Genomic DNA, 24,332 nt, shown 5'->3' with positions numbered 1-24,332 from the left:
TTACTTCTTTTCGGGCGCGTTTACTTTTTTGCTCATCTCCATTGATATGGCAGTACGATCAAATTTTATTTTTCCCGCCATGGTTTCTATAACACAAGAAAAATCACTGTCATTTAAATCGACTACTTTTCCGTGCATACCACTCTTGGTAACAACTTTATCTCCCTTTTTTAATTCTTCGGTAAATTTCTTCTCTTGTTTTTGACGTTTTCTCTGTGGTGCGATCATAAAAAAATACACCACTACAAACATTAATATTAGCGGAAGATATGGATATTGTTCTAACATAATTTTATCTACTTATTTAACAGGACCTACAGGACCTGCTCCTTTTGGAGTTACAAATGCCTTTATTCTAAGTGTTTCAGTTCCTTTACTGGTATTGGCCGTAACAGTTATAGTTTTGGTAACCTGGTTTTGACCGGAACCGTTAAACTTTACCAACATTTCACCTTTTTCACCTGGAGCTATAGGAGTATTTTTTGGAAATTCCGGTATAGTACAGCCACAGCTACTTTTTGCATCGGTAATAATCAATGGAGCATCACCAGTATTTGTAAATGTAAAAATAGTTTCTTGTGGTGCGTTTTGATCGATTGAACCAAAATCGTGCTCTACTTTATCGAACTCCATCACAGGAAGACTTTTGGCAGCTGCATCCCTTTCGGCAGCAACTTCTACATTGGAAGCTTCAATTTTACTGGAGGCCTTTTCCTTACAGGAAGAAAGGACAAGAACAGAAATAATACTTAAGGTTAAGAATATTCTTTTCATCTGTTTAAATTTAATTATTTATTAAGAGGTAAGATGCAAATCGCCATTAACTATCTTGGTTATTTCCAAGAATTACTAAGGCTCATTTCATCCCTATTAATTTTTATTTGCGCAAAATTAAGGAATATTTGTTTATAACAAACCCCTACCAACTTTTTTTAGTTTCCCTTCCTCCTTATATTCCCTCACCAGCTTATCCAGAATTCCATTGATGAATATGCTACTTTTAGGTGTGGAATACTCCTTTGCAATTTCTAAAAACTCGTTTATGGTAACCCGTTCCGGTATCGATGGAAAATTGAGTAGTTCGCAAATTGCCATTTTCAAAAGTATGGCATCAATATCCGCAATTCGATCTTTGTCCCAATTAGGGGTTTTACCTTCGATCTCCTGTTCCAATTTGGAATTGTTAAGCAATGTTTTTGTCAAAAGCCTATTGGCATATACCATATCGTCCTCATCCTTAAAAAGAGGTGGTAAAAAATATGAAGGAACAGTACTTTCCTTTACTTTTTTAAACTGCTTTAGGAGAAAGGTATTTACAATGGGGATATCATCTACCCATGTTAATTTATCATCTTCAAAATAATCGTAAATCTTTTCGTTGGGCGCAATTATATCCCTGAACAAATCGATGATCAGCCTTTTGTCCTCCTCATAAGTACTATCGGGATTGGACATATATTTGGCATATATATCACTTTCCATAACCTCATTGTAAATTATCCTGATGTACTCTTCGTTCAAATACCAGTTGTTCAATTTTCTTTTAGACAATTCATCCTTTAATGTCTTGTTCTCGGCAATTTGAAGCAAAAGCTTATTCCTTAGGAATTTTTCCTTATTGGGATAGGAATCCGCGCTGTTTTTCAGATATTTTTTTGAGGAAAGGCTTAACTGATTCTCCGCCCTTTCATGTAACTCTATAAAAAGACTCAGCATTAACAGGTAAAGAGTGTACATGTTCTCTATGCTTACTTTCAAAAATTTCTCTTGTTTTTCAAGGGAATCATCCTTCGATTGTGTCAATGCATAAATACATTGCATAACTTTAACCCTAATGTGCCTTCTTGTAAGCATTTTTAAAGAACTTTAGTAAAATATATAAAACTATTCGGGTACAAAAATAGGATTATATTTTTTAATCCGAACTACCTTTTTGGGTATTATCTTATGTGTTTTATAACATTTGGTTTAGATCCAAAAAACTATCTTTGCCGAATTGTAATCCAAATTCCTGCAATTTCTGTTTCATATATAATGAAAGAACTTCAACATCTAAATAAATATTTTAGGAAGTACCGATTTAAACTCCTTATTGGTATTATAATTACCATGATAGCCCGTGTTTTCCAATTGGTCATGCCCTCTTATGTGAAAAAATCCATTGAAGTTGTTGAAGGTTTTATAGGTAATGATATTCTGAAGGCAGATGCCAAGGAAATGCTTATGGAATACATCCTAATTATTGTGGGCGCGGCATTGCTGTCAGGTTTTTTTACATTTCTGATGAGGCAGACCATTATTAATGTTTCTAGGTACATTGAGTACGATTTAAAGAATGAAGTATTTGACCACTATCAACTATTGAGTCTCAATTTTTACAAAAAAAATAGAACAGGGGATTTAATGAACAGGATCAGCGAAGATGTAAACCAGGTAAGATTGTATGGCGGACCGGCCATTATGTACGGCATACAAACACTAACTCTTTTTGTTTGTCTGGTTCCGCTGATGTTTATAAAGGCACCCGTTCTTGCCTTATATGCATTGTTGCCCTTACCTATTCTTTCTGTATTGATCTACCAGATCAGTAAAGTAATTCATAAACGCAGTACAATTGTACAGGAGTTTTTGTCAACCCTTTCCACTTTTACCCAGGAATCCTTTTCAGGAATTTCGGTTATTAAAGCGTATGCCTTGGAACCCAAGGTAAATGCCGAATTAAAAAATTTGGCACTGGACGGACAAAACAAAAGTATGGATCTGGCCAAGGTCAATGCCTGGTTCTTCCCACTGATGATCCTATTGATCGGGATCAGTAATATTTTCGTGATCTATATCGGCGGCAAACAATATATAGATGGGGAAATAGCGTCGATTGGAATCATCGCCGAGTTTATTCTGTATGTAAACATGCTCACCTGGCCGGTAGCCGTTGTAGGTTGGGTTACCTCTATAGTACAACGGGCGGAAGCCTCGCAAAAGCGGATTAATCAATTTTTGCAGGAAGAACCCAACATTGTAAGTACAGTTAAGGAGGAAACCCCTATAAAAGGGAAAATTGAGTTTAAGAATGTAACCTTTACCTACGAGGACACCAACATTACGGCCCTAAACAACATATCATTTACCATAAACAAAGGCGAGACAGTTGCCATATTGGGAAAAACGGGATCCGGGAAATCTACCATATTGGATCTGATTGCCCGTTTGTACGATATTGACTCCGGACAAATTCTGATAGATGATATTCCAATTAAGGAATTAAATCTACAAAGCCTGAGACAATCCATAGGGGCAGTACCCCAGGATGCTTTCCTTTTCTCCGACACCATAAAGAACAATATTAAGTTTGGTAAAGAAAATTCAACTGATGAGGAAATTATTGCCGTGGCCAAGAAAGCGGTAGTACATGAGAATATCATGGGCTTTAACAAACAGTACGAGACTATCTTGGGAGAAAGGGGCATCACTTTAAGTGGAGGACAAAAACAACGTGTTTCAATTGCTCGCGCCCTACTTAAGGACCCTCAGATCTACCTCTTTGATGATTGCCTTTCCGCAGTGGATACCGAAACGGAAGAAGAGATTTTGAACCAACTGAAAAAAGAATCCAAAAACAAGACTACTCTCATTGTAAGCCATAGGGTTTCATCAGCTAAAAACGCAGACAAAATTATAGTTTTGGAGGACGGAAAATTAATGCAGGAAGGTACACATGAAGAATTAAATTCCGTTGAAGGATACTACAAAGAGCTTTATATGCACCAACTTTCTGAGAAAGAAAAATAGAAAAATGTTGTTATATTAGGTTTTTTTTTCCACTTTTGACAGATATATACCTATGAAAAATTAACTATACACTAGACGAAATGAGCGATAAAGATTTAATGGACCAAGAAGAAATTTATTCTAAAGTTTTAAGAGCAGGAAGAAGAACTTATTTTTTCGATGTTAGAAGCACAAAGGCAGGAGATTACTACTTAACTGTTACTGAAAGCAAAAAGTTCACCCATGATGATGGTTCTTTTCATTATAAAAAACACAAGATTTATTTGTACAAAGAAGACTTTACCGCCTTTAAGGAGAATTTGGATGAGATGATGAATTACATTATCGATGAAAAAGGTTCAGAGGTTATTTCCGAACGTCACCAAAAAGATTTCAAGAAGGAAGATTCTGAAGAAAATGGATCTATCAGTTCTACGGATAGTTTTACAGATGTAAGCTTTGACGATATATAATCGACTTATTTTTTTTAAAAACATCACGGTCCCTGTAAATAGGGGCCGTTTTTATTTTTACCCTGTTTCAGCCTTCCCTCCACAATTTAACCAGGACGACGTTTAATGTTAAATGGGCAATGCAGATAGTTAAGGTAGCTGGCCAATTGAGGAACGTTAGCACACCCAATATCATTAGAAGATAAAAGAAGGGATAAAACAATAAAGCAAACATAAATCGGGTTGTACTCAAAAATTCCGGTTCGCTTACCTTTGGTTTAATGAACTTTGACCATAAAATGATCATAGGAAAATTCAAAATAAAAAATACCCCTCTAAAAATGTACTTCTTTAGCTCAACTTTTTCTTTTCCAATTGCTTTATGCTCTGGTGAAGCTCCTTTTTCCAAAATTAGATTTACCTTCACAGGATCCAAATAATCCACCTTGGCGTTATCCAATTTACGCACTGTATCCTCATAACCTGCTTCCTCTTCAATATGGGTGGTAAGCTTTCTTATGTGATGATACACTTCCGACTTCAGTCTGCTTGCCGATCCTGATAAATCCTCTTTGTCAAAATATTCCTGGACCCTTATCTCTTTACCATAATGTAGTGCAGCCTTATCCGGAAACTTTGCGGCATTGGCATAATTTACTCCAATGGGAACAATACCTATATCCAATGACGGATTGTTTTCCAAAGCCAGAAATAAAATACGGGTAAATCCTTTACTCAATGGTCGGACCCGACGTTTTAAAGAATGGTTCCCCTCTGGAAAAACAAGTATGGCCTCGCCCCCTTGCAGCAGTTCGGAGCAACGTTTAAAAATGGCGTTATTTCCCGCCAAGGAATCCTTACCGTCCCTAATCCTATACACGGGAATCATCTGTAAAAACTCGAAAAACACTTTCAACAACACCGTCTTAAATACATCGGACCTAGTTAAAAAATAAGGCTTCCGACTGCAATGGGTTGCTATCAATAAGGCATCAAGCAAAGCATTTTGATGATTTGCCAAAAACATAATGGGTTTACCCGAAGGCACATTGTGCAACCCTTCAATTTTTATTTTGGAAAAATAGAAAGTCAATGCCAAACGCATCCAAACCCAAATAACAAGATATCCTATTCTTCTCAAACAAGTTCTTCTTTATCAATTGGAAAATACCCCCAAAACGTAGCTATCGCCAAACCAGATATCAAGTGCCATATACCCCAAAAAGCAGCCAGAAGAGCCATCCCCCCCATTCCGTCAAAAAAAGTAAATATCAACAAGAGTCCCAGGCCTGAATTCTGAATCCCGGTTTCTATGCCAATTGTTCTTTTATCCATTTGGGAAAGCCCTAAAAATTTAGCCACCGAATAGCCCGTAGCAAAAGCCAAGAGGTTATGCATAACTACTATCCAGAATACATAGAGCACATATTCCATAAAAATATCCCTATTGTCATATAATGCAATAAAAATAAGGGTTACAAAAAACACCAGGGAAAGTACCTTTAAAACTTTGGCTATTTTGAACGCAAATTTTGGCCTGATATGGTTTATCCACATGCCCAAAATTAGTGGCAACCCCAAGAGTAACGCCACCAGTTTGATCATAGCAAAAGGGTCAATGGCAACATCTTTAAGGATTGAAGCGGTAGGGCCATATAATGCCCCCCATAATTGAAGGTTCAAAGGGGTCATCACCACTGCCAATAAGGTAGCTACAGCTGTTAAGCTAACGGACAAAGCCGTATTTCCCCTGGCCAAGTGTGTAATAAAATTAGAAATATTACCCCCGGGACAAGCGGCGACCATAAACATACCCAGTGCAATACTGGGCAAGGGCTCCACTAGCAAAACCAGAACAAAGGTTACCGCCGGCAATAAAATAAACTGGCTCAAAACACCTAAAAAAAGAGCTTTTGGATTTCTTGCCAAACGCCTAAAGTCATCTATGGATATATCCAGTGCTATACCGAACATCACCAAGGCCAAAGCCACGTTAAGCACCCAAAGTGATTGTTCGTTAAAGTCTATATGTATCTTATCGAGGGGGGTAGTTACCAAAAAGTTATGAAATTTTAAGTCCATTGTCAACTTCGGCTTCCGGACGTAACAATATTACATCGGATCCATCAACAGCCCCTAATATAAGACATTCGCTCATAAAATTTGCAATTTGCTTTTTAGGAAAATTAACCACGGCAATTATCTGCTTCCCCAAAAGTTCATCTTTAGAGTACCTTTGCGTAATTTGGGCCGATGTTTTCCTAACCCCTATCTTCTTACCAAAATCTACATGTATCTGGTAGGCTGGCTTCCTAGCCTCAGGAAAATCTTTAATTTCAATAATAGTGCCCACTCTCATATCTATTTTGGAAAAATCGGGCCAAGTAATAGTTTCGTTCATCTAACAATTCTGACTTTATCAATTATATCACTGGAAAATTTAAGGCGTAGGTTCTTTTGGCGCCGGTCAAAAGTATGAACCACATAATGTACCCTAACATAATTCGGATCGCTCATTCCTTCATGTCCGTCATAGGGAATCACATTAAAATCATCTGCCCCATAAAACATCCCTAATTTTTATTTTCTATCCCATATTACCTTTAGGCCATACATGTAAGCTGCTTTTTTATGATCGGTTTTGCCCTCCTTCAATATTTCCAACGCACTTATCCTTTTCTACAATTCATGTTTTAACACAAAATAACTAATGCTTGATCTACATAAAAGTATCTACCATTTCCATTAACTTTGTATAAGACCTATTTTCAAAACATTAAAGTCATGGCCAATACACCCAGTAACATGCTACCTTTGGGCACAGAAGCTCCCAACTTTAAACTGCTCGATACCACTTCGGACAAACAAGTAAGCCTACAAGACCTGAAAGGGGCCAAGGGTACCGTAATTATGTTCATCTGCAATCACTGCCCTTTTGTTAAGCATTTAAACGCCGAAATCGCCAAAACCACAGTGGAATATCAACCTAAAGATATTTCATTTATAGCAATTTCCAGCAACGACGTGGAAAACTATCCTCAAGATGCACCGCATTTAATGAAATTGATCAGTATAGAACAGAAGTATACTTTTCCCTATCTGTATGATGAGAGCCAAGAGGTGGCCAAAGCGTATGATGCGGCATGCACTCCTGATTTCTATTTATTCGATGCCAATTTAAAGCTAGTGTACCGAGGACAGTTTGACAACTCCCGACCAGGAAATGGCATTCCCGTTACCGGCGAGGACCTAAAAACAGCCATGGATACCCTTCTTGCCGGAAAGAAAATAAATGAAAAACAAAAACCGAGTATGGGCTGCAATATTAAGTGGAAAAAATAATAGGATTGAACTACATTTTTGCTTTAATCTATTAGGTAAGCCTATTGCTGTACTAAGGAATTCCTTAGCGAAGAACTATGGACAATTCCAACCCTTACGATCAAGAATACCTTCTATGTGTGCCAAATGATGATTGCCATGCCAAGCGTATTTTCCTATATTTTCCAAAAGGCTTACGGCCACATTACCATCGGGATGAATGAATACCCTTTCCAAATCTTCCTTGGACAAACCTTTTAAGAGATATACCAATTTTGCATGTAGTGCCTTAAGATAATTTAAGGAAAGGACTACTGGTGCACTATTGGCATCAAATAGCTTACTCCATTCCTTCTCATCATAGGCTTTAATAACAGGTCTATCCTCGGTCAAAGCCCATTTGAATCTGATATAACTATTGTGATGGCTATCTGCAATATGATGCACCACCTGCCTAATGGTCCAACCACCAGGACGATAAGGTGTATTTAATTGTTGATCGCTTAGATGAACTACCAAGTCCTCCAAACGGGTAGGCAATGCCTCCAATTCGGAGATCCAATCGGACATTGTCACATCACTTACCATCTTCGGAAATACGAAATGGCCAATGGGATATTTCAATTCTTCTAAGGTTCTTTCTTCCATAGTATAAAATTAAAGAAGTATAATGAATATTAATAGCAAACCCAATAAATAATACTGCTCTATTTTAAGATTTTACCCTACTATTATTTGATTCGGGAGAATGGTTAACCATTGGATTACTTGGCCTAATGAAAATGAATTCAGTTTAAATAAATTCCAAAAATCACATGTTTTTTTTTAAATTTTAATAGATTTTTAACCTTTTAAAAAAGTTGGTTCCAATATAATCTACTAATTTTATAGGATAATAAAATTATAACTAAAGCATATAAAATATGGCAACAATACGATTGGGCGACATAGCCCCTGATTTTACAGCAGATAGTTCAATGGGAATGATCAATTTATATGATTATTTAGGTGATGGATGGGGAATTTTATTTTCACATCCGGCGGATTTTACCCCTGTATGTACAACCGAGTTGGGAACAGCTGCAAAATTTAAAAGTGAGTTCGACAAACGAAATGTAAAAATGTTGGCACTTAGCGTTGATGGGGTAGCATCTCATGGTGAATGGATCAAGGATATTAATGAGACCCAGCATACCACGGTTAATTTCCCCATTATTGCCGACGAGGACAAAAAGGTCTCTACCCTTTACGACATGATACATCCTAATGCGAACGACAGTTTAACCGTGCGTTCGGTTTACATCATAGCTCCAGACAAAACGGTAAAACTAATAATTACCTATCCTGCCTCTACAGGACGTAATTTTCATGAATTGCTTAGGGTAATAGATTCATTACAATTAACGGCTTACCACAAAGTAGCCACTCCTGCAAACTGGGAAAATGGGGATAGGGTTGTAGTAAGTCCAGCCATAAATACAGAAGATGCCAAAAAAATATTCACCAAAGGCGTTGAAGAAATTAAGCCGTATTTAAGGATGACCCCACAGCCGAACCTTTAAATAATTTATTTCATAATTATCGGTAGTAACAAATCATGGAGTCTTCCCTAATACGGAAGACTTTTTGTTTTAGTAGTAAATACATCCTAATCTCACTAAAAATAAATTACAGGGTACGCCAAGGATTAATTATCTCCTATGCCTTTTAAAAGAATAGGCAGAACAAAAAAATAATAGTGAATAGAAAAAAATTAGACCAAGACCATTAACGCACAGTTGATTAGCCACTTGTTTACTTTTTCAATAATGCATCAGGACCCTCTGAAAAAAAAATATAACTATCAAAAAATCATGTAGTTAAATAATAAAACCTTATCTTGGCAGCTAATTTAATTTTTTTAATTTTTTATAATGAATAAAGGAACAGTAAAATTCTTCAATGACTCCAAAGGTTTCGGATTTATCACTGAAGAAGGCTCAAGCGAAGATCACTTTGTACACATTTCTGGTTTAATCGACGAAATTCGCGAAGGTGATGTTGTAGAATTTGAATTACAACAAGGTAAAAAAGGATTGAACGCAGTAAATGTAAAAGTGATTTAATAATTACGGTACAATTTTTTTTAGAAAATAGAGCCCATCCTAACGGATGGGTTTTTTATTGGACTTTGGTGAAAATAAAAATATCCCTCCTTTATAACTACATCTTTAAAATCCAAGTTTGCCAGAATTTTCACAACAAAAAGTAATATTTATATTTTTTACGCAACCTTTCCACTATTTTATCATCTTCCCTATAAACACTTAATATACACCATTATAAATAACTTTGGTATGACCACTTTTTTCACCATTCTTCTGTCCTTGTTGGTAATAAACATAGCGCTTTTAGTATTAAGCCTAAATAGAACCAAAAGGTAGAAAGCAATTTCGATTTTAACTCTTCTGGCTTAGCTTCATAGTATGCACAATGGGGTTGAATACATTTGTCGGCTCTAAATTTTCCGAAGCCATAGTAAAAAAAAGGCCCTAATTTCTTAGGGCCTTTTTTTATAGGAATGGGGATCTTATCCTATCCCCATTAATTCAACGTCAAATATAAGGGTGGCATTTGGTGGAATAACCCCTCCAGCGCCTGCACTTCCATAGGCCAAATTAGAAGGAATTACAAACCTGGCCTTGTCCCCAACCTTCAATAGGCCGATGCCTTCATCCCATCCTGGAATTACCTGGCCTACACCTAATTGAAAACTAATAGGTTCCTTCCTTTTATAGGAAGAATCAAAAACTTGACCGTTCAACAAAGATCCTTCATAATGCACGGAAACATTTTTTCCACTGACAGATTTGGCTCCCTTTCCCTCTTGAACAATTTTATATCTAAGTCCGCTTTCAGTTTCGTTAAAGCCTGCGGCTACCTTATCCAATTCAGCAGCTAGTTTTTTCTTTTCCTCGGCAAGTCTTTTTTCCCTTGAACCCTCAAAAGTCCTAAAAGCTTCTACCGCATTCCATTTATCAGCTTCTTCACCTATTCTTTCTATGGTTAAACTTTCTATTTTATCACCTTGTTTAATAGCATCCACAACATCCTGACCTTCTACTACGCGCCCAAAAACGGTATGCTTGTTATCTAACCAAGGAGTAGCTACATGCGTAATAAAAAATTGGGTTCCATTTGTTCCTGGACCGGCATTGGCCATGGATAGTACACCTGGTCCGTCATGAGTAAGGTCTGGATGAAATTCATCATCAAATTTATAACCTCCGTCACCCGTCCCAGTTCCCAGTGGACAGCCACCTTGAATCATGAAATCCGGAATAACCCTATGGAATTTTAATCCATCGTAATAAGGCTTACCTTGAGCTTTGATACTATTTTCTAGATTACCTTCCGCCAAGGCTACAAAGTTACCCACAGTCCCAGGGGTTTTATCATGGGTAAGCTTTACCAGTATTTCTCCTTTCGAAGTATTGAATTTTGCGTAAATTCCGTCTTGCATATCGCTGTTTTTTAATTAGTCCGCAAAGGTAAGGATAAGTTTTCTGTTTATAAAAAGCTCTGTAGATTAGAAAACATTAATCTAGCCTCTTACAAGCATTATACACAATAAACTTCCTTCCGCCAGGTCCTATGCCTATCGTAAGAGGCAGTAACTATTTAATGCCATATTGATCAAAGAGGTAGATTAAACTGGCCATAGAGGCAGCTCCAAGTTCCAATTCCCTTTTATTTACATGGGCAAAGGTATCGTTTGCAGAATGGTGATGATCAAAATACCGCTGACTGTCAGGTCTTAATCCCGCTAAAACAATATTATCATTTTTTAACGGTCCAATATCCGCTCCACTCCCGCCTTTTACAAACAGATGTACCAAATAGGGTTCAAACAAACTTTTCCAACCCTCGACCTGCTTAAAATTGGCCTGATTGCAATCAAAAGAAAATCCACGAGGCGTAAAACCACCGGAATCACTTTCGAGGGCAAAAATATGTTTCTCATTATTTTTGGACGCCTGCTCCGCATAGGTGGTACCGCCACGAAGCCCGTTTTCCTCGTTCATAAAGAGCACCACACGTATGGTGCGTTTAGGTCTATATCCTGTAGCCTTTAACAACCTCAGTACTTCCATGCTCTGCACACATCCGGCACCATCATCATGTGAACCATCACCCAAATCCCAGGAATCCAAATGTCCTCCCACTACCAAAATTTCATTTGGATAGGTACTCCCTTTTATTTCCCCAATTACATTATAGGAATCTACATCTGGCAATATTTTACAATTTTGTCTAAAGAAAAAATTTATGCCCGGATTAAGTTTCAAGGTAGCACTTAGCAGTTCTGCCCCATTGGTACTTATGGCCGCAGCAGGAATCCTGCTTTCCATTGGTGTGTCTCCATAACTCATGGCACCTGTATGGGGAAAATCGTCCAATCTAAGGTTCAACGATCTTACAATAACCCCTACAGCCCCGTATTTGACCGCTTCTGCCGCACCTGAATATCGTTGGTCCCCGCAGCCCTTGTAGGACATAAAGGTGTTAATATTGGTTGGGTCCATGGCTTTATTAAAAAATACGATCTTACCTTGAATTTTCTCTTTCCCCAATACTTTTAAGCCTTCGATCCCCTGCACCTCTACAACCCCGGCCTTTATACCGCCAAAGGGGGTTGCTACAGATCCACCCAAAGCGCAAATAGGAACATTGTTGGTCAATCCGGGATCGCTCTCTATATAAGCAAATTCCGGTGTTCCCCTCACCCATTTTGGGACTTTAACGGGCTGAAGCCAAACGCGGTCCAACCCCATGGTATCCAGAACTTTTTTTGTGTAATCCACGGCCTTCTGTGCCTGTAAAGAACCTGAAAGCCTTCCTCCAATCTGATTGGATAAATAATTTAACCAAGCATAGCCCTTTCCATTGGTAAGGGCCGTATTATATATTTCATCAATTTGTTTTTGATCATTGTCCTGCGCTTCAATCTGAGTTGTAATTAGTAAAAATACCAGCAATAAATACCTCATTCGTTTTCCAGTTGTTTTTTATATTGTTCTAAATTAGCTTTTATTTTATCATCCAGTTCCGGTTCCCTTATATCTTTGTATTTTTTTAACTCTTCATATAAAATAGAAGCAACTATTAAGCGGGCAGCCTTTTTGTTGTCCGAAGGAATAACAAACCAAGGGGCATGCGGTTTTGAAGTATTGTTAAGTGCATCTTCATAGCATTTTTGGTACTGATCCCATATAAGTCTTTCCTTTAAATCCCCAGGGGAGAACTTCCAATTTTTCTTCCTTAATTCCAACCTGCGTAATAAGCGTTGTCGCTGCTCTTCTTTGGACAAATGCAGAAAAAATTTAAATATAATAGTTCCATTTTCTGCAATATGGCGTTCAAAATTATTTATTTGCTCAAAGCGTTTGTCCCAAAAACTTTGATCTATGTCATCTACACTATGGATCCCAGGAATATGTTCGTTCATAATGTATTCCGGATGCACCCTGGTTACCAAAACATTCTCGTAATGTGTGCGGTTAAAAACCCCAAATTTTCCCTTGGCAGGCAGGGCAATATAATGCCGCCAAATATAGTCGTGCTTTAATTCCAATTCTGTTGGCACCTTAAAACTGTGGACTACCACTCCCCTGGCATTAAAATCTTTGAATACTTCCCTGATCAAGCTATCTTTCCCTGCAGTATCGGTACCCTGTAAACAAATTAAAACGCTGTATTTACCATGGGCATACATGGTATCCTGAAACTCCCCCAGCTCTATCCTAACGCTTTCCAGCGCTTTCCTTAATTTTTTGTCCGAGGACTCCAAATCTTCCCTTGTATTTAAATCTGCTAATTTAATTTCGCTATCAACCCTATAAGTCGCTGCTTCTATGTTCTTCATGAATTAGTTTTAGTGCTCCATTATTGAGCAATTAAAAACAAAAAATATATGAAATTTTTCATATTACCTAAAAGATAAGGCTAGAATCCCTTAAGTAATAGGAATTATTGGAGATTTCTAAAATATTAACTCTTATCGTAAGCCATATGCCATATATAGGGCATTAAATCTATTTCTGACAATAGGGAATTGCCTTTACTTTTCCAAAGTAAAATAAGAGACCTTGTGGGACTTTATCGATCATTTATTAGGAAATCCGTAGAAAAAAATAACCGTATATCCATAGAAAGCTTCAATTGGTCTAAAAAAGTAGTCCATATCTGTACTTCATCGAAAAAATCATGAAAAAATAAAGTCGTAAGATTACCTTTACAAGGTTATATTTCCCAGTATAACGATAAACTAAAACCTACTTTATGAGACTTTCCGTTATAACTGTTTGTTCTTTGGCGCTGTTTATTTTTTCATCCTTTAAGAGTAACAAAGCCTGTGAATATGCCGGTTCCAATATCGGTTACATCCAATCACAAACTGAAAAGGCAATAGCCAACGAAGACATTAACATGTCCAAATATTTTGCCTATAAAGCGTTGAACGCCATAGTGAAATCCAAGTCCCAATTAGAAGATTGCGGCTGCGAGCATGCCATGGAGCTTATACACGAAAGTTCTGTTAACTTAACCAACGCTACCAGGGCTACCTCTCTACCAAGTGTCAAAATATTACTAAAAAAGGCTTTGGATAATGCTTTGGGAAGTATGGAAGCCTTGGACGAACACGACTCCCATGATAGCAGGTACAATAATGATGTTCTGGCCATGAACACCAAGACTTCCATAGCCGAAAAAGAATCACATAAACCTCTGGATAAAAATACCCTTGAAATCAAAGTGGATATTGCTTTGGAAAAGTTCAAGGAATCTTTGGACAAGGTGGTAGAGTCTGTGGACTGCAAGGAAGCCACGGCATTTGCACAAAACGTGTACAATATTTGTGAACAGCAACTTATGAAACCTAATCTTTCCGAAGGCAAAAAATATTACAACTTAAAAACCAAGGAAATTGCTGCCAATGCCCTTAAAAAGTTGAGTGGTTGCAATAACTAGGAATTAGGCTGAAAAATAGATAAATAAGGCGGGATTAATTCTTAAACGGCAATTATCACCTTTAGCGATAGATACTCATTTAGCCCTTCACCATTACAACCAATGTTGTTTATTTACTGGCAAAAGATTTTACATCTTCCTCGTTTACCTCATTGCCCCCAAGTATTATAAGGCGCTCTACAACATTTCTCAACTCCCTAATATTCCCTGTCCAATCATACCCCTTTAATAGGGAAATGGCTTTTGCCGAAAATGTTTTTGGCGCACTTCCATGCTCGGAGGCTATTTTTTCGGAGAAATGCTTTATAAGTAAAGGAATATCATCCCTTCTATCGTTTAAGGCAGGAACCTTAATAAGAATTACGGCCAGCCTATGGTATAGATCTTCACGGAACCTTCCGTTTTCTATTTCCTTTTTTAGGTCCTTATTGGTTGCGGCCACTACTCTGACATCTACTTTGATATCTTTATCCGACCCAACCCTGCTTATTTTATTCTCCTGAAGTGCCCTGAGTACCTTTGCTTGGGCAGAGAGGCTCATATCCCCTATTTCGTCCAAAAATATGGTTCCACCATTGGCGGCCTCAAACTTACCGGCCCGGTCCTTTACAGCTGACGTAAAAGCTCCCTTAACGTGCCCAAAAAGTTCGCTCTCTATCAATTCGGAAGGGATTGCCGCACAGTTGACCTCTATTAAAGGATTGGCATTTCGTTCGCTTTTTTCATGGATCCAATGGGCCACAAGTTCCTTACCGGTACCATTGGAACCCGTAATTAGGACTCTAGCATCGGTTGGGGCCACCTTCTCTATCATTTCCTTAATTACGGAGATTTCTTTGCTTTCTCCGATCATTTCATAGTTTTTACTAACTTTTTTCTTTAAGATCTTGTTCTCCACCACCAAATCCTTTCTATCCAAGGCATTGCGCACGGTAGTCAACAACCTGTTTAGATCTGGCGGTTTCGAAATATAATCGAAGGCACCGAGCCTCATGGTATTCACTGCCGTATCCAAGTCTCCGTGCCCGGAAATCATAATAAAGGGGATTTCGGGCTTTATTTTTCTAGCTGCTTCCAAAACTTCGACCCCATCCATTTTGGGCATTTTTATATCGCACAGTACAAGATCAAAATCATCTTTTTTTATTGTTTCCAACCCCATCAACCCATCTTCGGCCTCCTCTACTTTATAGTTTTCATTTTCCTCCGAAAGGATTTTTACCAAAACCCTTCTAATGGCCGATTCATCCTCTATAACTAGTATTCTAGACATAATTAAGTATTTTAAATTCCAATTCTAAAACCTGTTCTAAAATAGAAACTAGGCTGGTCGTTCAATGTAAAAATATCATTTCGGTCTTCATCCCTCAGCACACCTGCCTGAAACAAGGTATGGCCGGCATAGCCATAAAAGAAAATATTTTTGGCCACCGCATATTGGTATCCCAATGTAAACAAAGCAACCGAGGTGGAAATGGAAGAGGCAACACCAGAATCCGAGCTAATCACCGTATTCTGTAAATTTACGTAATATCCATCCAAAATAAACTCCGTTTGCAGCATATGATTATCGTTAAAAAAGTACTTCATACCACTTTTTGGAGCCCCCACCACATATGCCCAATTGGGATGAAACCTCTTTTCAAAATAGACCAAGGGCAAAGGCACTCTAATGGCTACCGTTGAGTTATAGGCTATTCCCAATACCAAGCGTGTTGGTTTCTCAATTTTTGGTCTATCCCGAAGCGCCCCTATGGTCATGTTCACGGAGACATCCCCTTGACCAATATCGTTGGTCAAAGTTGACGATAAACGAGGTGTTAAGACCCCAACAAAGCGCCAGTCCGTATTGTATTGCAATATGTAGGCCATATTTAAATCGGCCACGTGAAATGTTTCTGTGATTACATCGTCATAAGGTGTTCTACGATTTAGATCGTATTCAATGCGGTTGTATTCGCCCCCGACAATAATATTGTCGTTCTTCCCCACTTTAATTGGCACGTTGGCCACCAATTTAATTCTGGACAACTTTGCTTCAGCCGTATTTCTGGGCATTAGCATATACTCCAACCTAAAAACATCCGGTGTTTGGGCGTGACAAAAATTAATCGACAATAAGAATCCCAATATGAATTCCCTACCCTTTATTCTAATTCCCATTCCCAACATCCTTTTTTTCGACTTGCATTGTTTGAATTGGACGGGATTGAAACATATGCACATCCCTTTGAGGAAAAGGAATACTTATATTATGTTCCCTAAATTTAGCATCAATCATATACCGCATAGCACTTTTAATTTTTGGATCTCCATAACTGTCATTAATGAAAAAATTGATGGAAAACAATAATGCAGAATCCCCAAAGTCTTCAAAAAGAACAAATGGCTTGGGATTTTTTAAGACCCCTTTCTGTTCACTAGCGATATTTTCCAAAATTTTAGTCACCAAAACAACATCGCTTCCATAGGCCACTCCAACCTTAACGTTCTCCCTAGTACTTTTATGATTTTGAGTATAATTATAAATGCTATCCGTTAAAAATTGATGGTTGGGAATTATAATTACCTTGTCATCCCTTGTAAGTGCCCTCGTAGTCCTTAATCGTATTTCAAACACCTGTCCTACTTTTTGATTTACCTCCACAATATCCCCAACGCGCAAGGACTGATCCGTTATAATCAGAATACCGGAGATGATGTCCTGGAACAAATATTGAAGGGCAAATCCCAAACCAACAAACAGTGCCGCCGACGCGGTCAACAAGACGGTGAGATTAACCCCGGAGGTATGCAGAATAACCAACACCACAAATATGTAGAACAAGTATCTTAAAAATCCAAAAACACTGATAAACTTATTCTTGTCCTCTTCAGGCAACTTTGCAGTGACCAGTTTGTGAACCAGTTTTAGGAAAAAGTTTACTACAATTATTGAAATAATTATGGTTAAAAAGGTAGCTGCCGTTATATCCACCTTATCCCCATTCCAAATTTTATAGCTTAGGAATTCATTCAAGCCATTAAAAAAATTCTTTAGTTCTTCCATACTAATATTTCAGCCATTTAAGCAAATCCCTATAAGAAGGCTTTTTTCCGTACATCAATATCCCTACCCTATATATTTTGGCCGCCAGCCATACAATACCGATAAAAGTGATAATTAATAGTAGAATAGAAACCACAACCTCCCAAATTGGCACCCCTCCTTCACCGATACCGCCCGGTAGACGCATGAGCATTACAATAGGTGATGTTAAAGGAAATAATGAGAATCCTACAGCAATAGGGCCATGAGGGTTATTAAAGACAGAAAAGAAACCTACATAAATGGCCAACATTAATGGCAATATAATTGGAAAAATAAACTGTTGTGTATCTGTCTCGTTGTCTACCGCAGCCCCTATTGCCGCATATATTGAGCTATATATTAGGTAGCCGAGGACAAAATAGATCACAAAAAAACAAATAAGCATTATCCAAGGTATCCTAAAAAGTTCGTTCGCATATAATTGCATGGCAGAATCTGATGCTGCCACATAGGCAGCCCCCCCTATTAAACCAGGTGCATTACTTGCCCCGGAATTAAGGGCGGATGGATCAATGTCGAAAACAAGAATCAATACACCGAACATTACAAAAGCCGAAATAATCCAGATAGCAAATTGGGTTACTCCGGCCAAGGAGGTCCCAATAATTTTTCCCAGCATAAGCTGAAAGGGTTTCACTGAAGAGATAATAACTTCTATTATCCTAGTTGTTTTTTCCTCTATCACACTGCGCATAACAAATCCACCATAAATAATGATGAACATCATGATCAGGTACCCAAATGCCCCACCTATAAACGCCTTGATTTCGGTTATTCCCTTCAGGTTCTGTTCCCCGGTAAAGGTAGCAGTCTTGATTTCAAAATTATTGCCCACACTCTCGAAATCGGATACCGACACCCCTAGTTCCTGTAATCGCTGCAAACGTAAACGGTCTTCGAAAACATCTTCCAAATTATCCAATAAAGAAGAACCCGGAGCATCCTTGCTGTAAAAGAAAGACCTGCTTGCCACTTGTTCCAAGTCCTGTTCATTGGGAATGTAAAGCAAGCCATAAAATCCCATTTTCTGAATAGAGTCCTTCGCCGCCTCCAAGCCAATATCCTTAAACTTTACATACGAAGTGCTTTCCGTTCCCTGAAAATCTGTGGAAAAATAATTGCTTTCATTTAATATGCCAATAGTCCTTATTTCGTTATCATTGATCTTGGTCAGATACACAATAAGAACTACCATTCCCACCATGAGGATCGGACTCAAAAAAGTCATGACCACAAATGATTTATTTCGAACTTTTGCTAAATATTCGCGTTTTATGATGAGCGATAACTTACCCATAAACATTATTTGGATTGAACGGTTCTTATAAATATGTCGTTTGCTGATGGAATTGTCTCCATAAAATTGTTGACATTTGCCTTGCCCGATAAATGGGATAGAAAGGGACCTGTATCATCAGAGGGCAATTGCACCGTAAAATTTAGTTGCAATCCATCGTCTACATATTCCGAAGATAGAATTTCAAATTTATCCTTTAGATCCTCCAAGAGTCCGTTGGCGCTTTGTATACCTAGTCCTACCTTATAAATATTATTCCTATATGCTTTTTTTATATCACTAAGTTTGCCATCCAATATTTTCTCGGACTTGTGTACCAAGGCAATATACTCGCATAATTCCTCCACAGATTCCATTCGGTGCGTAGAAAAAATTATGGTGGTGCCTTTATCCCTTAATTGAAGGATTTCATCTTTAATAAGATTGGCATTTATAGGATCAAAACCGCTAAAGGGCTCATCAAAGATCAGAAGTTTTGGCTCGTGTAAAACTGTAACAATGAATTGGATCTTTTGAGCCATGCCCTTGGAGAGTTCCTGTATTTTCTTATTCCACCAATCCCCGATCTCCAGTCTATCGAACCAATATTTTAACCTGTTTTTGGCATCGGCCTTGGACAGTCCTTTTAACTGGGCAAGATATAGGGCCTGCTCCCCCACTTTCATACTTTTATAAAGTCCCCTTTCCTCGGGCAAATATCCAATCATAGAAATATGTTGGGCCTGCAAAGGCTTGCCATCAAAGAAAATTGCCCCATGATCCGGATAAATTATTTGATTAATTATCCGTATCAATGTGGTTTTCCCAGCTCCATTGGGTCCCAGCAGACCGTAGATACTATTTTTGGGAATTTCCAATGAAACTTTGTTGAGAGCTATATGGCTCCCAAACTGCTTGGAAACCTCATTAGCGACCAATATATTATTCATGTATGCAATTTCCCCAAAGATATATAATTGCTATTTAAGAGATAGGCCGGAAATTTATAAATTATACTTTTTCACATTATTTAACTATGACAATATTATGAACCGCGGACTACGTAAAATTTCGAAATAAGAAATGCCAAAATACCCTATGCTACAAATAAAAAATCTTGATAGAAATGGGGTTTCAGCAAAAATACTTACCAAGTTCAACGCTGAGATTCCGCCAAGGGGCGGGATTAGTTCAACCAACCATGTTTACTGCGCTCCTTCGGAGTTTGCGGACATTCCAACTAAGAGATCCCGCCAAAAGGCGGGATTAGTTCAACCAACCGTGTTCACTGCACCCCTTCGGGGCTTACGGACATTCCTACTAAGAGATCCCGCCAAAAGGCGGGATTAGTTCAACCAACCGTGTTTACTGCGCTCCTTCGGAGCTTACGGACATCCCTACTAAGAGATCCCGCCAAAAGGCGGGATTAGTTCAACCAACCGTGTTTATTGCACCCCTTCGGGGCTTACGGACATTCCTACTAAGAGATCCCGCCAAAAGGCGGGATTAGTTCAACCATCCAACTTTAATTCGCTTCCCTGAAGCTCTTAAAGTCGGGGTTTCACTAACAAAACCCACCCGGCATAACGTTAAGATCCCGCCAAAGGGCGGGATTAGTTCAACCAACCGTGTTTATTGCACCCCTTCGGGGCTTATAAAAACGGGGTTTCACTAAAAAAACAAAACCCACCCTTAACGAATCAAGGATGGGAAAAAAAATTGCTATGAAAAAGAAAATAATACTGGTTTCCCAATATTATCTCAAATATACGTTTTTTATTTAAAACCGTAATCGCTCTTCTAGGAGAACATATCCTTGACCTTTTCGAAGAAAGATTTATCCGATTTCTCGGGTCTAGGCTCAAAATTTTCGTTGTTCTGCATACGCTCGAAAAAATCCTTTTGCTCCTTATTTAATTCTTTTGGTGTCCAAACATTTACGTGCACCAATAAATCTCCACTGCCATAGCCGTTTAAACTGGTAATACCTTTTCCTCTTAACCTTAAGATTTTACCGGACTGAATCCCAGCTTCCAATTTAATCCTTACCTTACCTCCTACGGCATCAATCTCTTTAGAGGTACCTAAAACTGCTTCAGAAATACTAATATAAAGGTCGTAATGAAGATTATCCCCTTCGCGCTTTAGCGTATCGTGCTCTTCTGTCTCAATGGCCACCAATAAATCCCCGGGAACTCCATTTCCTGGAGCATCGTTTCCTTTGTTGGGTACTTTTAACTGCATACCATCCTCTACCCCAGCAGGAATATTGATACTCACGGTTTCCTCAGAAACCTTTAGTCCATTGGCATCCGCATCACTAGGCTTCTTATCAATAATTTGTCCACTTCCCCCACAGGCACTACAGGTAGCTGCGGTCTGCATTCTTCCGAGAATTGTATTGGTTATTTTGGTTACCTGTCCACGACCTCCACAGGTCCCGCAGGTTTGATAGGTTACCCCTTCTGCCTGAACTTTTCTCCTTACTTTTATTTTCTTTTCAACCCCATTCGCTATTTCCTCGAGGGTCAACTTAACCCTGATTCTTAAATTGCTTCCCTTTACACGTCTTTGGCCACCACCGCCACCAAATCCGGAAAAGCCACTAAAGCCTCCACCGCCAAAGGCACCGCCGAAAATATCACCGAACTGGCTAAAAATATCATCCATATTCATGCCACCGCCGCCAAATCCGCCGCCGCCCTCAAAGGCTGCATGACCATACTGGTCATAACGTGCTTTCTTATTAGGGTCGCTTAATACTTCATAGGCTTCGGCCGCTTTCTTAAACATTTCCTCTGCCTTGGCATCACCAGGATTCTTGTCAGGATGGTACTCGATTGCCTTTTTCCGGTAAGCTTTCTTTACTTCAGCCGCTGTAGCATTTTTCCCAATGCCCAAGATGTCATAATAATCCTCCTTCATAAAATATTTTTAATTTCCAACAACCACTTTTGGATGGCGTATAATTTTATCACCCAGTTTAAAACCTTTTTCTACTACATCTACTACCTTTCCTTTCAACTTTTTACTAGGAGCTGGAATTTGGGTGATAGCATCGTGAATTTCCGCATCAAAAGCGTCACCTTGCTTGACTTCAATTTCTTGCAGACCTTTATTTTTTAAGGTTTCCTTGAATTTATTGCTTATTAATTCTACGCCCTTGAACATTTCCTGATCCTCCGATTTGGAAATTTCCTTTAATGCACGGTCAAAATCATCAATAACTGGCAGTAATGACACAATAACTTCTTGGCCTGCCGTTTTAAACAAATCCATTCTTTCCTTGGATGTACGTCTTTTATAATTCTCAAATTCTGCAAAAAGACGCAAAAACTTGTCCTTCTCCTTATTCAGATCTTCCTGCAATTGCTCTTCCTGGCTAAGTTCTTCTCTTTGATCAAAGTCCCCGCCCCCGGTAGATGAACCGTCTTGTTCCGATTCTTGATTCTCTATATTGTTCAGAACATCATCTTCCATCTCTTCTGTTTTATTTTCGTTGCTCATTTAAAATACATTTATATACTTCCGAATTTCAAATGGCAAAAGTACTGCCAATTCTTTAAAAATGTCATAATGTCATTAAACTTTATAAAAAAACATCCGCCAATGGCGGATGTTCAGAACTCAAAAAACTATTATGATTATTATGCCTATGAAATAAACTCATTCCGGTAGAGCGCATCCATAGCCCTATACTCTCCTTTGTCCAAATAAATATTTTCCAATGCCCTGCAAATATTGGGATATATAAAATCAAAACCCGAATCTTCAATTTTTTTACTACTTACACGCTGACTGGCAAATAACAAATAGGACATTTCACCTAAAACCAAACGCATCAGTGTTCTTGGAATATTGGGCAGAAACAAAGGTCTTTGCAAAACTCTTGCAATTTCCTTGGTAAGCTTAACATTGGTCACCGGATTTGGGGCCACCGCATTATAAATTCCCGTTAGGTCATTTGAAATTACATGTAGAAATAACCGGCCTAGATCTTGAAGATGAATCCAAGATTGCCATTGATTGCCCGAACCCATGGCAGCCCCCATATAATATTTTACGGGCTTGGCCATTTCCGGCAATGCTCCTCCTTTATCGGACATTACCAATCCTATCCTAATCTTGGCAGTTTGGATATTCAATTTTTCAAAGGCATCTACCTCTTTCTCCCAAATAGATACCACCTCGCCCAAGAAACTATCATCTATATCTTCTACATCTTCCCTATAATATTGGGAAAGGGAATTGGGGTAAATCCCTATTGCTGAAGCAGACACTATTGTTTTAATACTATGCGCTCCTACTTTGGATATAGCCCCCAACAAAGTTCTCAGGGATTTTACCCTACTGTTAAGTATCTTTTTTTTATTGCTTCGTGTCCATCTCTTAGATATGCTGGACCCTGCGAGATTGATTATTGTAGTTACCCCATTGAAGCAATTTGCATCTATTTCATCTTTTTCCGGATTCCAGTAAAAGCCATTAAAATCCGTCTGGGAAACGATTTTATCCTTATTGGTGGTCAAGTAATTTACCGAGATATTGTTTTGTTTGCACAAATTCACAATTTCACTCCCCACCAAACCTGTTGCACCTGTTATCAAAACCTTCATACCCTTGCTTTCTTTCTATCAACTTTGATATAAATATATGGGTTTTTAGGATTTAAATGATTGAATTTAGTTTAGGTTTAACAGTCCAAGTCCTTGAGATGTGAAGTAATCCATAATAATAGTACAACAATTAAGAAACCTTTAAGGCTCTCAGCATTTCCCTTTTCCCTGGAGGCCCTGGTAAACGTTCCACAACAAACCCTACAGCCTGCATAGCTCTCCTAACACTTCCTTTGGCCGAATAGGTAACCAACACCCCATCTTTTTTCAATGCCTTGAACATAATGGCAAAAACTTCCTCGGTCCAAAGTTCTGGTTGCACCCTGGCACCAAAGGCATCGAAATAAATCAGATCAAACAGATTAACGTCTGAAATTTCCTTAAAATCGATCTGCTGTTTTATCAGTGAAAAATTGGCCGATATTGGATGTGATTGCTCCCAAGAAGTTTGGTGCATATTAAAAAAATGCTGTTCAAAATCCTTTGCATCCAGTGCCCCACTATAGTTTAACTGCTCCAGTTCTTCAGGGAGTACTGGATAAGCCTCTACACCTTTATAAGCTATATCCAAACCTAGCTTTTCAGATTCCACCAATGTTATAAGTGCATTCAAGCCCGTTCCGAAGCCTATTTCCAAAATAGACAATTGTTGGTCACGGAACAAGGACAAACCGTGCTTTATAAAAACATGATAAGCTTCCTGTACAGCACCGTGAATTGAATGGTACTGTTCGTTCCAATCTTCGATCTGAATGGTTTTGGAACCATCTGCGGTAGTTATGATTTTCCTTTTCAAA

25 protein-coding genes are annotated in these 24,332 nt (G+C 38.5%); 6 read left to right on the top strand and 19 right to left on the bottom strand.

What is annotated here, in order from left to right; all coding sequences use genetic code 11:
• From yajC to nusB, 3 genes are all read right to left on the bottom strand, one after another.
• Positions 1–288 carry a preprotein translocase subunit YajC gene (gene yajC / locus MWU82_RS09805; RefSeq protein WP_215947516.1) on the bottom strand — a complete coding sequence of 96 codons (288 nt, stop codon included), beginning with the start codon at positions 286–288 and terminating at the stop codon, positions 1–3.
• A gap of 12 nt (positions 289–300) precedes the next feature.
• A complete protein-coding gene (locus tag MWU82_RS09800; protein ID WP_215947517.1) occupies positions 301–774 on the bottom strand; it encodes a DUF1573 domain-containing protein in 474 nt (157 codons plus the stop codon).
• Positions 775–906: 132 nt separating this feature from the next.
• Positions 907–1,854, bottom strand: a complete 948-nt coding sequence (gene nusB, locus MWU82_RS09795) for a transcription antitermination factor NusB (RefSeq protein ID WP_215947518.1) — start codon at positions 1,852–1,854, stop codon at positions 907–909.
• A 180-nt stretch (positions 1,855–2,034) separates the two neighbouring features.
• Here nusB and MWU82_RS09790 point away from each other — a divergent pair, with 180 nt between their 5' ends.
• Together MWU82_RS09790 and MWU82_RS09785 are read left to right on the top strand one after the other, a co-directional pair.
• On the top strand, positions 2,035–3,789 hold the full coding sequence (locus MWU82_RS09790; protein WP_215947519.1) for an ABC transporter ATP-binding protein: 1,755 nt from the start codon (positions 2,035–2,037) through the stop codon (positions 3,787–3,789).
• Positions 3,790–3,869: 80 nt separating this feature from the next.
• The gene (locus tag MWU82_RS09785; RefSeq protein WP_215947520.1) at positions 3,870–4,241 is read left to right on the top strand and encodes a PUR family DNA/RNA-binding protein; all 372 of its coding nucleotides are present in this window, start codon (positions 3,870–3,872) and stop codon (positions 4,239–4,241) included.
• A gap of 67 nt (positions 4,242–4,308) precedes the next feature.
• Here MWU82_RS09785 and MWU82_RS09780 read toward each other — a convergent pair whose 3' ends face one another.
• The 3 genes from MWU82_RS09780 to MWU82_RS09770 are packed head-to-tail and all read right to left on the bottom strand — an operon-like array spanning position 4,309 to position 6,621.
• Positions 4,309–5,361, bottom strand: a complete 1,053-nt coding sequence (locus MWU82_RS09780; RefSeq protein WP_247096236.1) for a lysophospholipid acyltransferase family protein — start codon at positions 5,359–5,361, stop codon at positions 4,309–4,311.
• Positions 5,358–6,302, bottom strand: a complete 945-nt coding sequence (locus tag MWU82_RS09775; RefSeq protein ID WP_247096235.1) for a bile acid:sodium symporter family protein — start codon at positions 6,300–6,302, stop codon at positions 5,358–5,360. Before MWU82_RS09775 ends, MWU82_RS09780 begins: the two co-directional genes overlap by 4 nt.
• Positions 6,283–6,621, bottom strand: coding sequence for a tRNA-binding protein (locus MWU82_RS09770; RefSeq protein WP_215947523.1), 339 nt, complete (start codon positions 6,619–6,621; stop codon positions 6,283–6,285). The genes MWU82_RS09775 and MWU82_RS09770 overlap by 20 nt, the downstream gene beginning before the upstream one ends.
• Before the next feature lie 383 nt (positions 6,622–7,004).
• Here MWU82_RS09770 and MWU82_RS09765 point away from each other — a divergent pair, with 383 nt between their 5' ends.
• A complete protein-coding gene (locus tag MWU82_RS09765; protein WP_247096234.1) occupies positions 7,005–7,562 on the top strand; it encodes a thioredoxin family protein in 558 nt (185 codons plus the stop codon).
• 75 nt (positions 7,563–7,637) lie between these two features.
• Here MWU82_RS09765 and MWU82_RS09760 read toward each other — a convergent pair whose 3' ends face one another.
• The gene (locus MWU82_RS09760) at positions 7,638–8,189 is read right to left on the bottom strand and encodes a YfiT family bacillithiol transferase (protein WP_215947526.1); all 552 of its coding nucleotides are present in this window, start codon (positions 8,187–8,189) and stop codon (positions 7,638–7,640) included.
• A 275-nt stretch (positions 8,190–8,464) separates the two neighbouring features.
• Here MWU82_RS09760 and MWU82_RS09755 point away from each other — a divergent pair, with 275 nt between their 5' ends.
• Complete coding sequence (locus tag MWU82_RS09755) at positions 8,465–9,103, top strand: peroxiredoxin (protein ID WP_215947527.1); 639 nt, start codon at positions 8,465–8,467, stop codon at positions 9,101–9,103.
• 351 nt (positions 9,104–9,454) lie between these two features.
• Positions 9,455–9,646 (top strand): cold-shock protein, encoded by a 192-nt coding sequence (locus tag MWU82_RS09750; protein WP_026812084.1) that lies wholly within the window; start codon positions 9,455–9,457, stop codon positions 9,644–9,646.
• Between the two features lie 464 nt (positions 9,647–10,110).
• Here the strand turns inward: MWU82_RS09750 and MWU82_RS09745 are convergent, their stop codons facing one another.
• The 3 genes from MWU82_RS09745 to MWU82_RS09735 form a co-directional block, all read right to left on the bottom strand.
• Positions 10,111–11,043, bottom strand: coding sequence for a peptidylprolyl isomerase (locus MWU82_RS09745; RefSeq protein ID WP_215948585.1), 933 nt, complete (start codon positions 11,041–11,043; stop codon positions 10,111–10,113).
• Positions 11,044–11,197: 154 nt separating this feature from the next.
• Complete coding sequence (locus MWU82_RS09740) at positions 11,198–12,571, bottom strand: M20/M25/M40 family metallo-hydrolase (protein ID WP_247096233.1); 1,374 nt, start codon at positions 12,569–12,571, stop codon at positions 11,198–11,200.
• Positions 12,568–13,446 carry a PPK2 family polyphosphate kinase gene (locus tag MWU82_RS09735; protein WP_247096232.1) on the bottom strand — a complete coding sequence of 293 codons (879 nt, stop codon included), beginning with the start codon at positions 13,444–13,446 and terminating at the stop codon, positions 12,568–12,570. Before MWU82_RS09735 ends, MWU82_RS09740 begins: the two co-directional genes overlap by 4 nt.
• A gap of 416 nt (positions 13,447–13,862) precedes the next feature.
• On the opposite strand from MWU82_RS09735, the gene MWU82_RS09730 reads away from it, so the two are divergent.
• On the top strand, positions 13,863–14,552 hold the full coding sequence (locus tag MWU82_RS09730) for a hypothetical protein (RefSeq protein ID WP_247096231.1): 690 nt from the start codon (positions 13,863–13,865) through the stop codon (positions 14,550–14,552).
• Positions 14,553–14,661: 109 nt separating this feature from the next.
• On the opposite strand, the gene MWU82_RS09725 is transcribed toward MWU82_RS09730, so the two are convergent.
• From MWU82_RS09725 to mnmD, 9 genes are all read right to left on the bottom strand, one after another.
• On the bottom strand, positions 14,662–15,825 hold the full coding sequence (locus MWU82_RS09725; protein WP_215948589.1) for a sigma-54 dependent transcriptional regulator: 1,164 nt from the start codon (positions 15,823–15,825) through the stop codon (positions 14,662–14,664).
• A gap of 11 nt (positions 15,826–15,836) precedes the next feature.
• Positions 15,837–16,715 carry a DUF6268 family outer membrane beta-barrel protein gene (locus MWU82_RS09720; RefSeq protein ID WP_247096230.1) on the bottom strand — a complete coding sequence of 293 codons (879 nt, stop codon included), beginning with the start codon at positions 16,713–16,715 and terminating at the stop codon, positions 15,837–15,839.
• Positions 16,705–17,601: a mechanosensitive ion channel domain-containing protein gene (locus MWU82_RS09715; protein WP_215948591.1), complete on the bottom strand. Its 897-nt coding sequence runs from the start codon at positions 17,599–17,601 to the stop codon at positions 16,705–16,707. Before MWU82_RS09715 ends, MWU82_RS09720 begins: the two co-directional genes overlap by 11 nt.
• A 1-nt stretch (position 17,602) precedes the next feature.
• Positions 17,603–18,940: an ABC transporter permease gene (locus tag MWU82_RS09710; RefSeq protein WP_247096229.1), complete on the bottom strand. Its 1,338-nt coding sequence runs from the start codon at positions 18,938–18,940 to the stop codon at positions 17,603–17,605.
• Positions 18,941–18,945: 5 nt separating this feature from the next.
• Positions 18,946–19,869: an ATP-binding cassette domain-containing protein gene (locus MWU82_RS09705; protein WP_215948593.1), complete on the bottom strand. Its 924-nt coding sequence runs from the start codon at positions 19,867–19,869 to the stop codon at positions 18,946–18,948.
• Positions 19,870–20,719: 850 nt separating this feature from the next.
• Positions 20,720–21,844 (bottom strand): molecular chaperone DnaJ, encoded by a 1,125-nt coding sequence (dnaJ, locus tag MWU82_RS09700; RefSeq protein ID WP_215948594.1) that lies wholly within the window; start codon positions 21,842–21,844, stop codon positions 20,720–20,722.
• A 9-nt stretch (positions 21,845–21,853) separates the two neighbouring features.
• Positions 21,854–22,426, bottom strand: a complete 573-nt coding sequence (locus tag MWU82_RS09695) for a nucleotide exchange factor GrpE (protein WP_247096228.1) — start codon at positions 22,424–22,426, stop codon at positions 21,854–21,856.
• A gap of 146 nt (positions 22,427–22,572) precedes the next feature.
• A complete protein-coding gene (locus MWU82_RS09690) occupies positions 22,573–23,535 on the bottom strand; it encodes a TIGR01777 family oxidoreductase (RefSeq protein WP_247096227.1) in 963 nt (320 codons plus the stop codon).
• A 130-nt stretch (positions 23,536–23,665) separates the two neighbouring features.
• Positions 23,666–24,331: a tRNA (5-methylaminomethyl-2-thiouridine)(34)-methyltransferase MnmD gene (gene mnmD / locus MWU82_RS09685; RefSeq protein WP_247096226.1), complete on the bottom strand. Its 666-nt coding sequence runs from the start codon at positions 24,329–24,331 to the stop codon at positions 23,666–23,668.
• Between the last annotated feature and the right edge of the window lies 1 nt (position 24,332).

It is taken from the genome of Arenibacter sp. S6351L, from assembly GCF_023016025.1.
In the GTDB taxonomy this organism is placed as follows: domain Bacteria; phylum Bacteroidota; class Bacteroidia; order Flavobacteriales; family Flavobacteriaceae; genus Arenibacter; species Arenibacter algicola_B.
The sequence above is the reverse complement of the archived record's forward strand: the minus strand, read 5'-3'. Positions and strand labels throughout refer to the sequence as shown.

Coding starts and splice junctions, on each gene's coding strand:
- MWU82_RS09745 (WP_215948585.1), bottom strand. CDS start 11,043: ATGCAAGACGGAATTTACGCAAAATTCAATACTTCGAAAGGAGAAATA.
- nusB (WP_215947518.1), bottom strand. CDS start 1,854: ATGCTTACAAGAAGGCACATTAGGGTTAAAGTTATGCAATGTATTTAT.
- MWU82_RS09775 (WP_247096235.1), bottom strand. CDS start 6,302: ATGGACTTAAAATTTCATAACTTTTTGGTAACTACCCCCCTCGATAAG.
- MWU82_RS09695 (WP_247096228.1), bottom strand. CDS start 22,426: ATGAGCAACGAAAATAAAACAGAAGAGATGGAAGATGATGTTCTGAAC.
- MWU82_RS09735 (WP_247096232.1), bottom strand. CDS start 13,446: ATGAAGAACATAGAAGCAGCGACTTATAGGGTTGATAGCGAAATTAAA.
- MWU82_RS09725 (WP_215948589.1), bottom strand. CDS start 15,825: ATGTCTAGAATACTAGTTATAGAGGATGAATCGGCCATTAGAAGGGTT.
- MWU82_RS09785 (WP_215947520.1), top strand. CDS start 3,870: ATGAGCGATAAAGATTTAATGGACCAAGAAGAAATTTATTCTAAAGTT.
- MWU82_RS09730 (WP_247096231.1), top strand. CDS start 13,863: ATGAGACTTTCCGTTATAACTGTTTGTTCTTTGGCGCTGTTTATTTTT.
- MWU82_RS09740 (WP_247096233.1), bottom strand. CDS start 12,571: ATGAGGTATTTATTGCTGGTATTTTTACTAATTACAACTCAGATTGAA.
- MWU82_RS09800 (WP_215947517.1), bottom strand. CDS start 774: ATGAAAAGAATATTCTTAACCTTAAGTATTATTTCTGTTCTTGTCCTT.
- MWU82_RS09790 (WP_215947519.1), top strand. CDS start 2,035: ATGAAAGAACTTCAACATCTAAATAAATATTTTAGGAAGTACCGATTT.
- MWU82_RS09755 (WP_215947527.1), top strand. CDS start 8,465: ATGGCAACAATACGATTGGGCGACATAGCCCCTGATTTTACAGCAGAT.
- MWU82_RS09710 (WP_247096229.1), bottom strand. CDS start 18,940: ATGGGTAAGTTATCGCTCATCATAAAACGCGAATATTTAGCAAAAGTT.
- MWU82_RS09715 (WP_215948591.1), bottom strand. CDS start 17,601: ATGGAAGAACTAAAGAATTTTTTTAATGGCTTGAATGAATTCCTAAGC.
- MWU82_RS09760 (WP_215947526.1), bottom strand. CDS start 8,189: ATGGAAGAAAGAACCTTAGAAGAATTGAAATATCCCATTGGCCATTTC.
- MWU82_RS09720 (WP_247096230.1), bottom strand. CDS start 16,715: ATGGGAATTAGAATAAAGGGTAGGGAATTCATATTGGGATTCTTATTG.
- MWU82_RS09750 (WP_026812084.1), top strand. CDS start 9,455: ATGAATAAAGGAACAGTAAAATTCTTCAATGACTCCAAAGGTTTCGGA.
- MWU82_RS09690 (WP_247096227.1), bottom strand. CDS start 23,535: ATGAAGGTTTTGATAACAGGTGCAACAGGTTTGGTGGGGAGTGAAATT.
- dnaJ (WP_215948594.1), bottom strand. CDS start 21,844: ATGAAGGAGGATTATTATGACATCTTGGGCATTGGGAAAAATGCTACA.
- yajC (WP_215947516.1), bottom strand. CDS start 288: ATGTTAGAACAATATCCATATCTTCCGCTAATATTAATGTTTGTAGTG.
- MWU82_RS09770 (WP_215947523.1), bottom strand. CDS start 6,621: ATGAACGAAACTATTACTTGGCCCGATTTTTCCAAAATAGATATGAGA.
- MWU82_RS09765 (WP_247096234.1), top strand. CDS start 7,005: ATGGCCAATACACCCAGTAACATGCTACCTTTGGGCACAGAAGCTCCC.
- MWU82_RS09705 (WP_215948593.1), bottom strand. CDS start 19,869: ATGAATAATATATTGGTCGCTAATGAGGTTTCCAAGCAGTTTGGGAGC.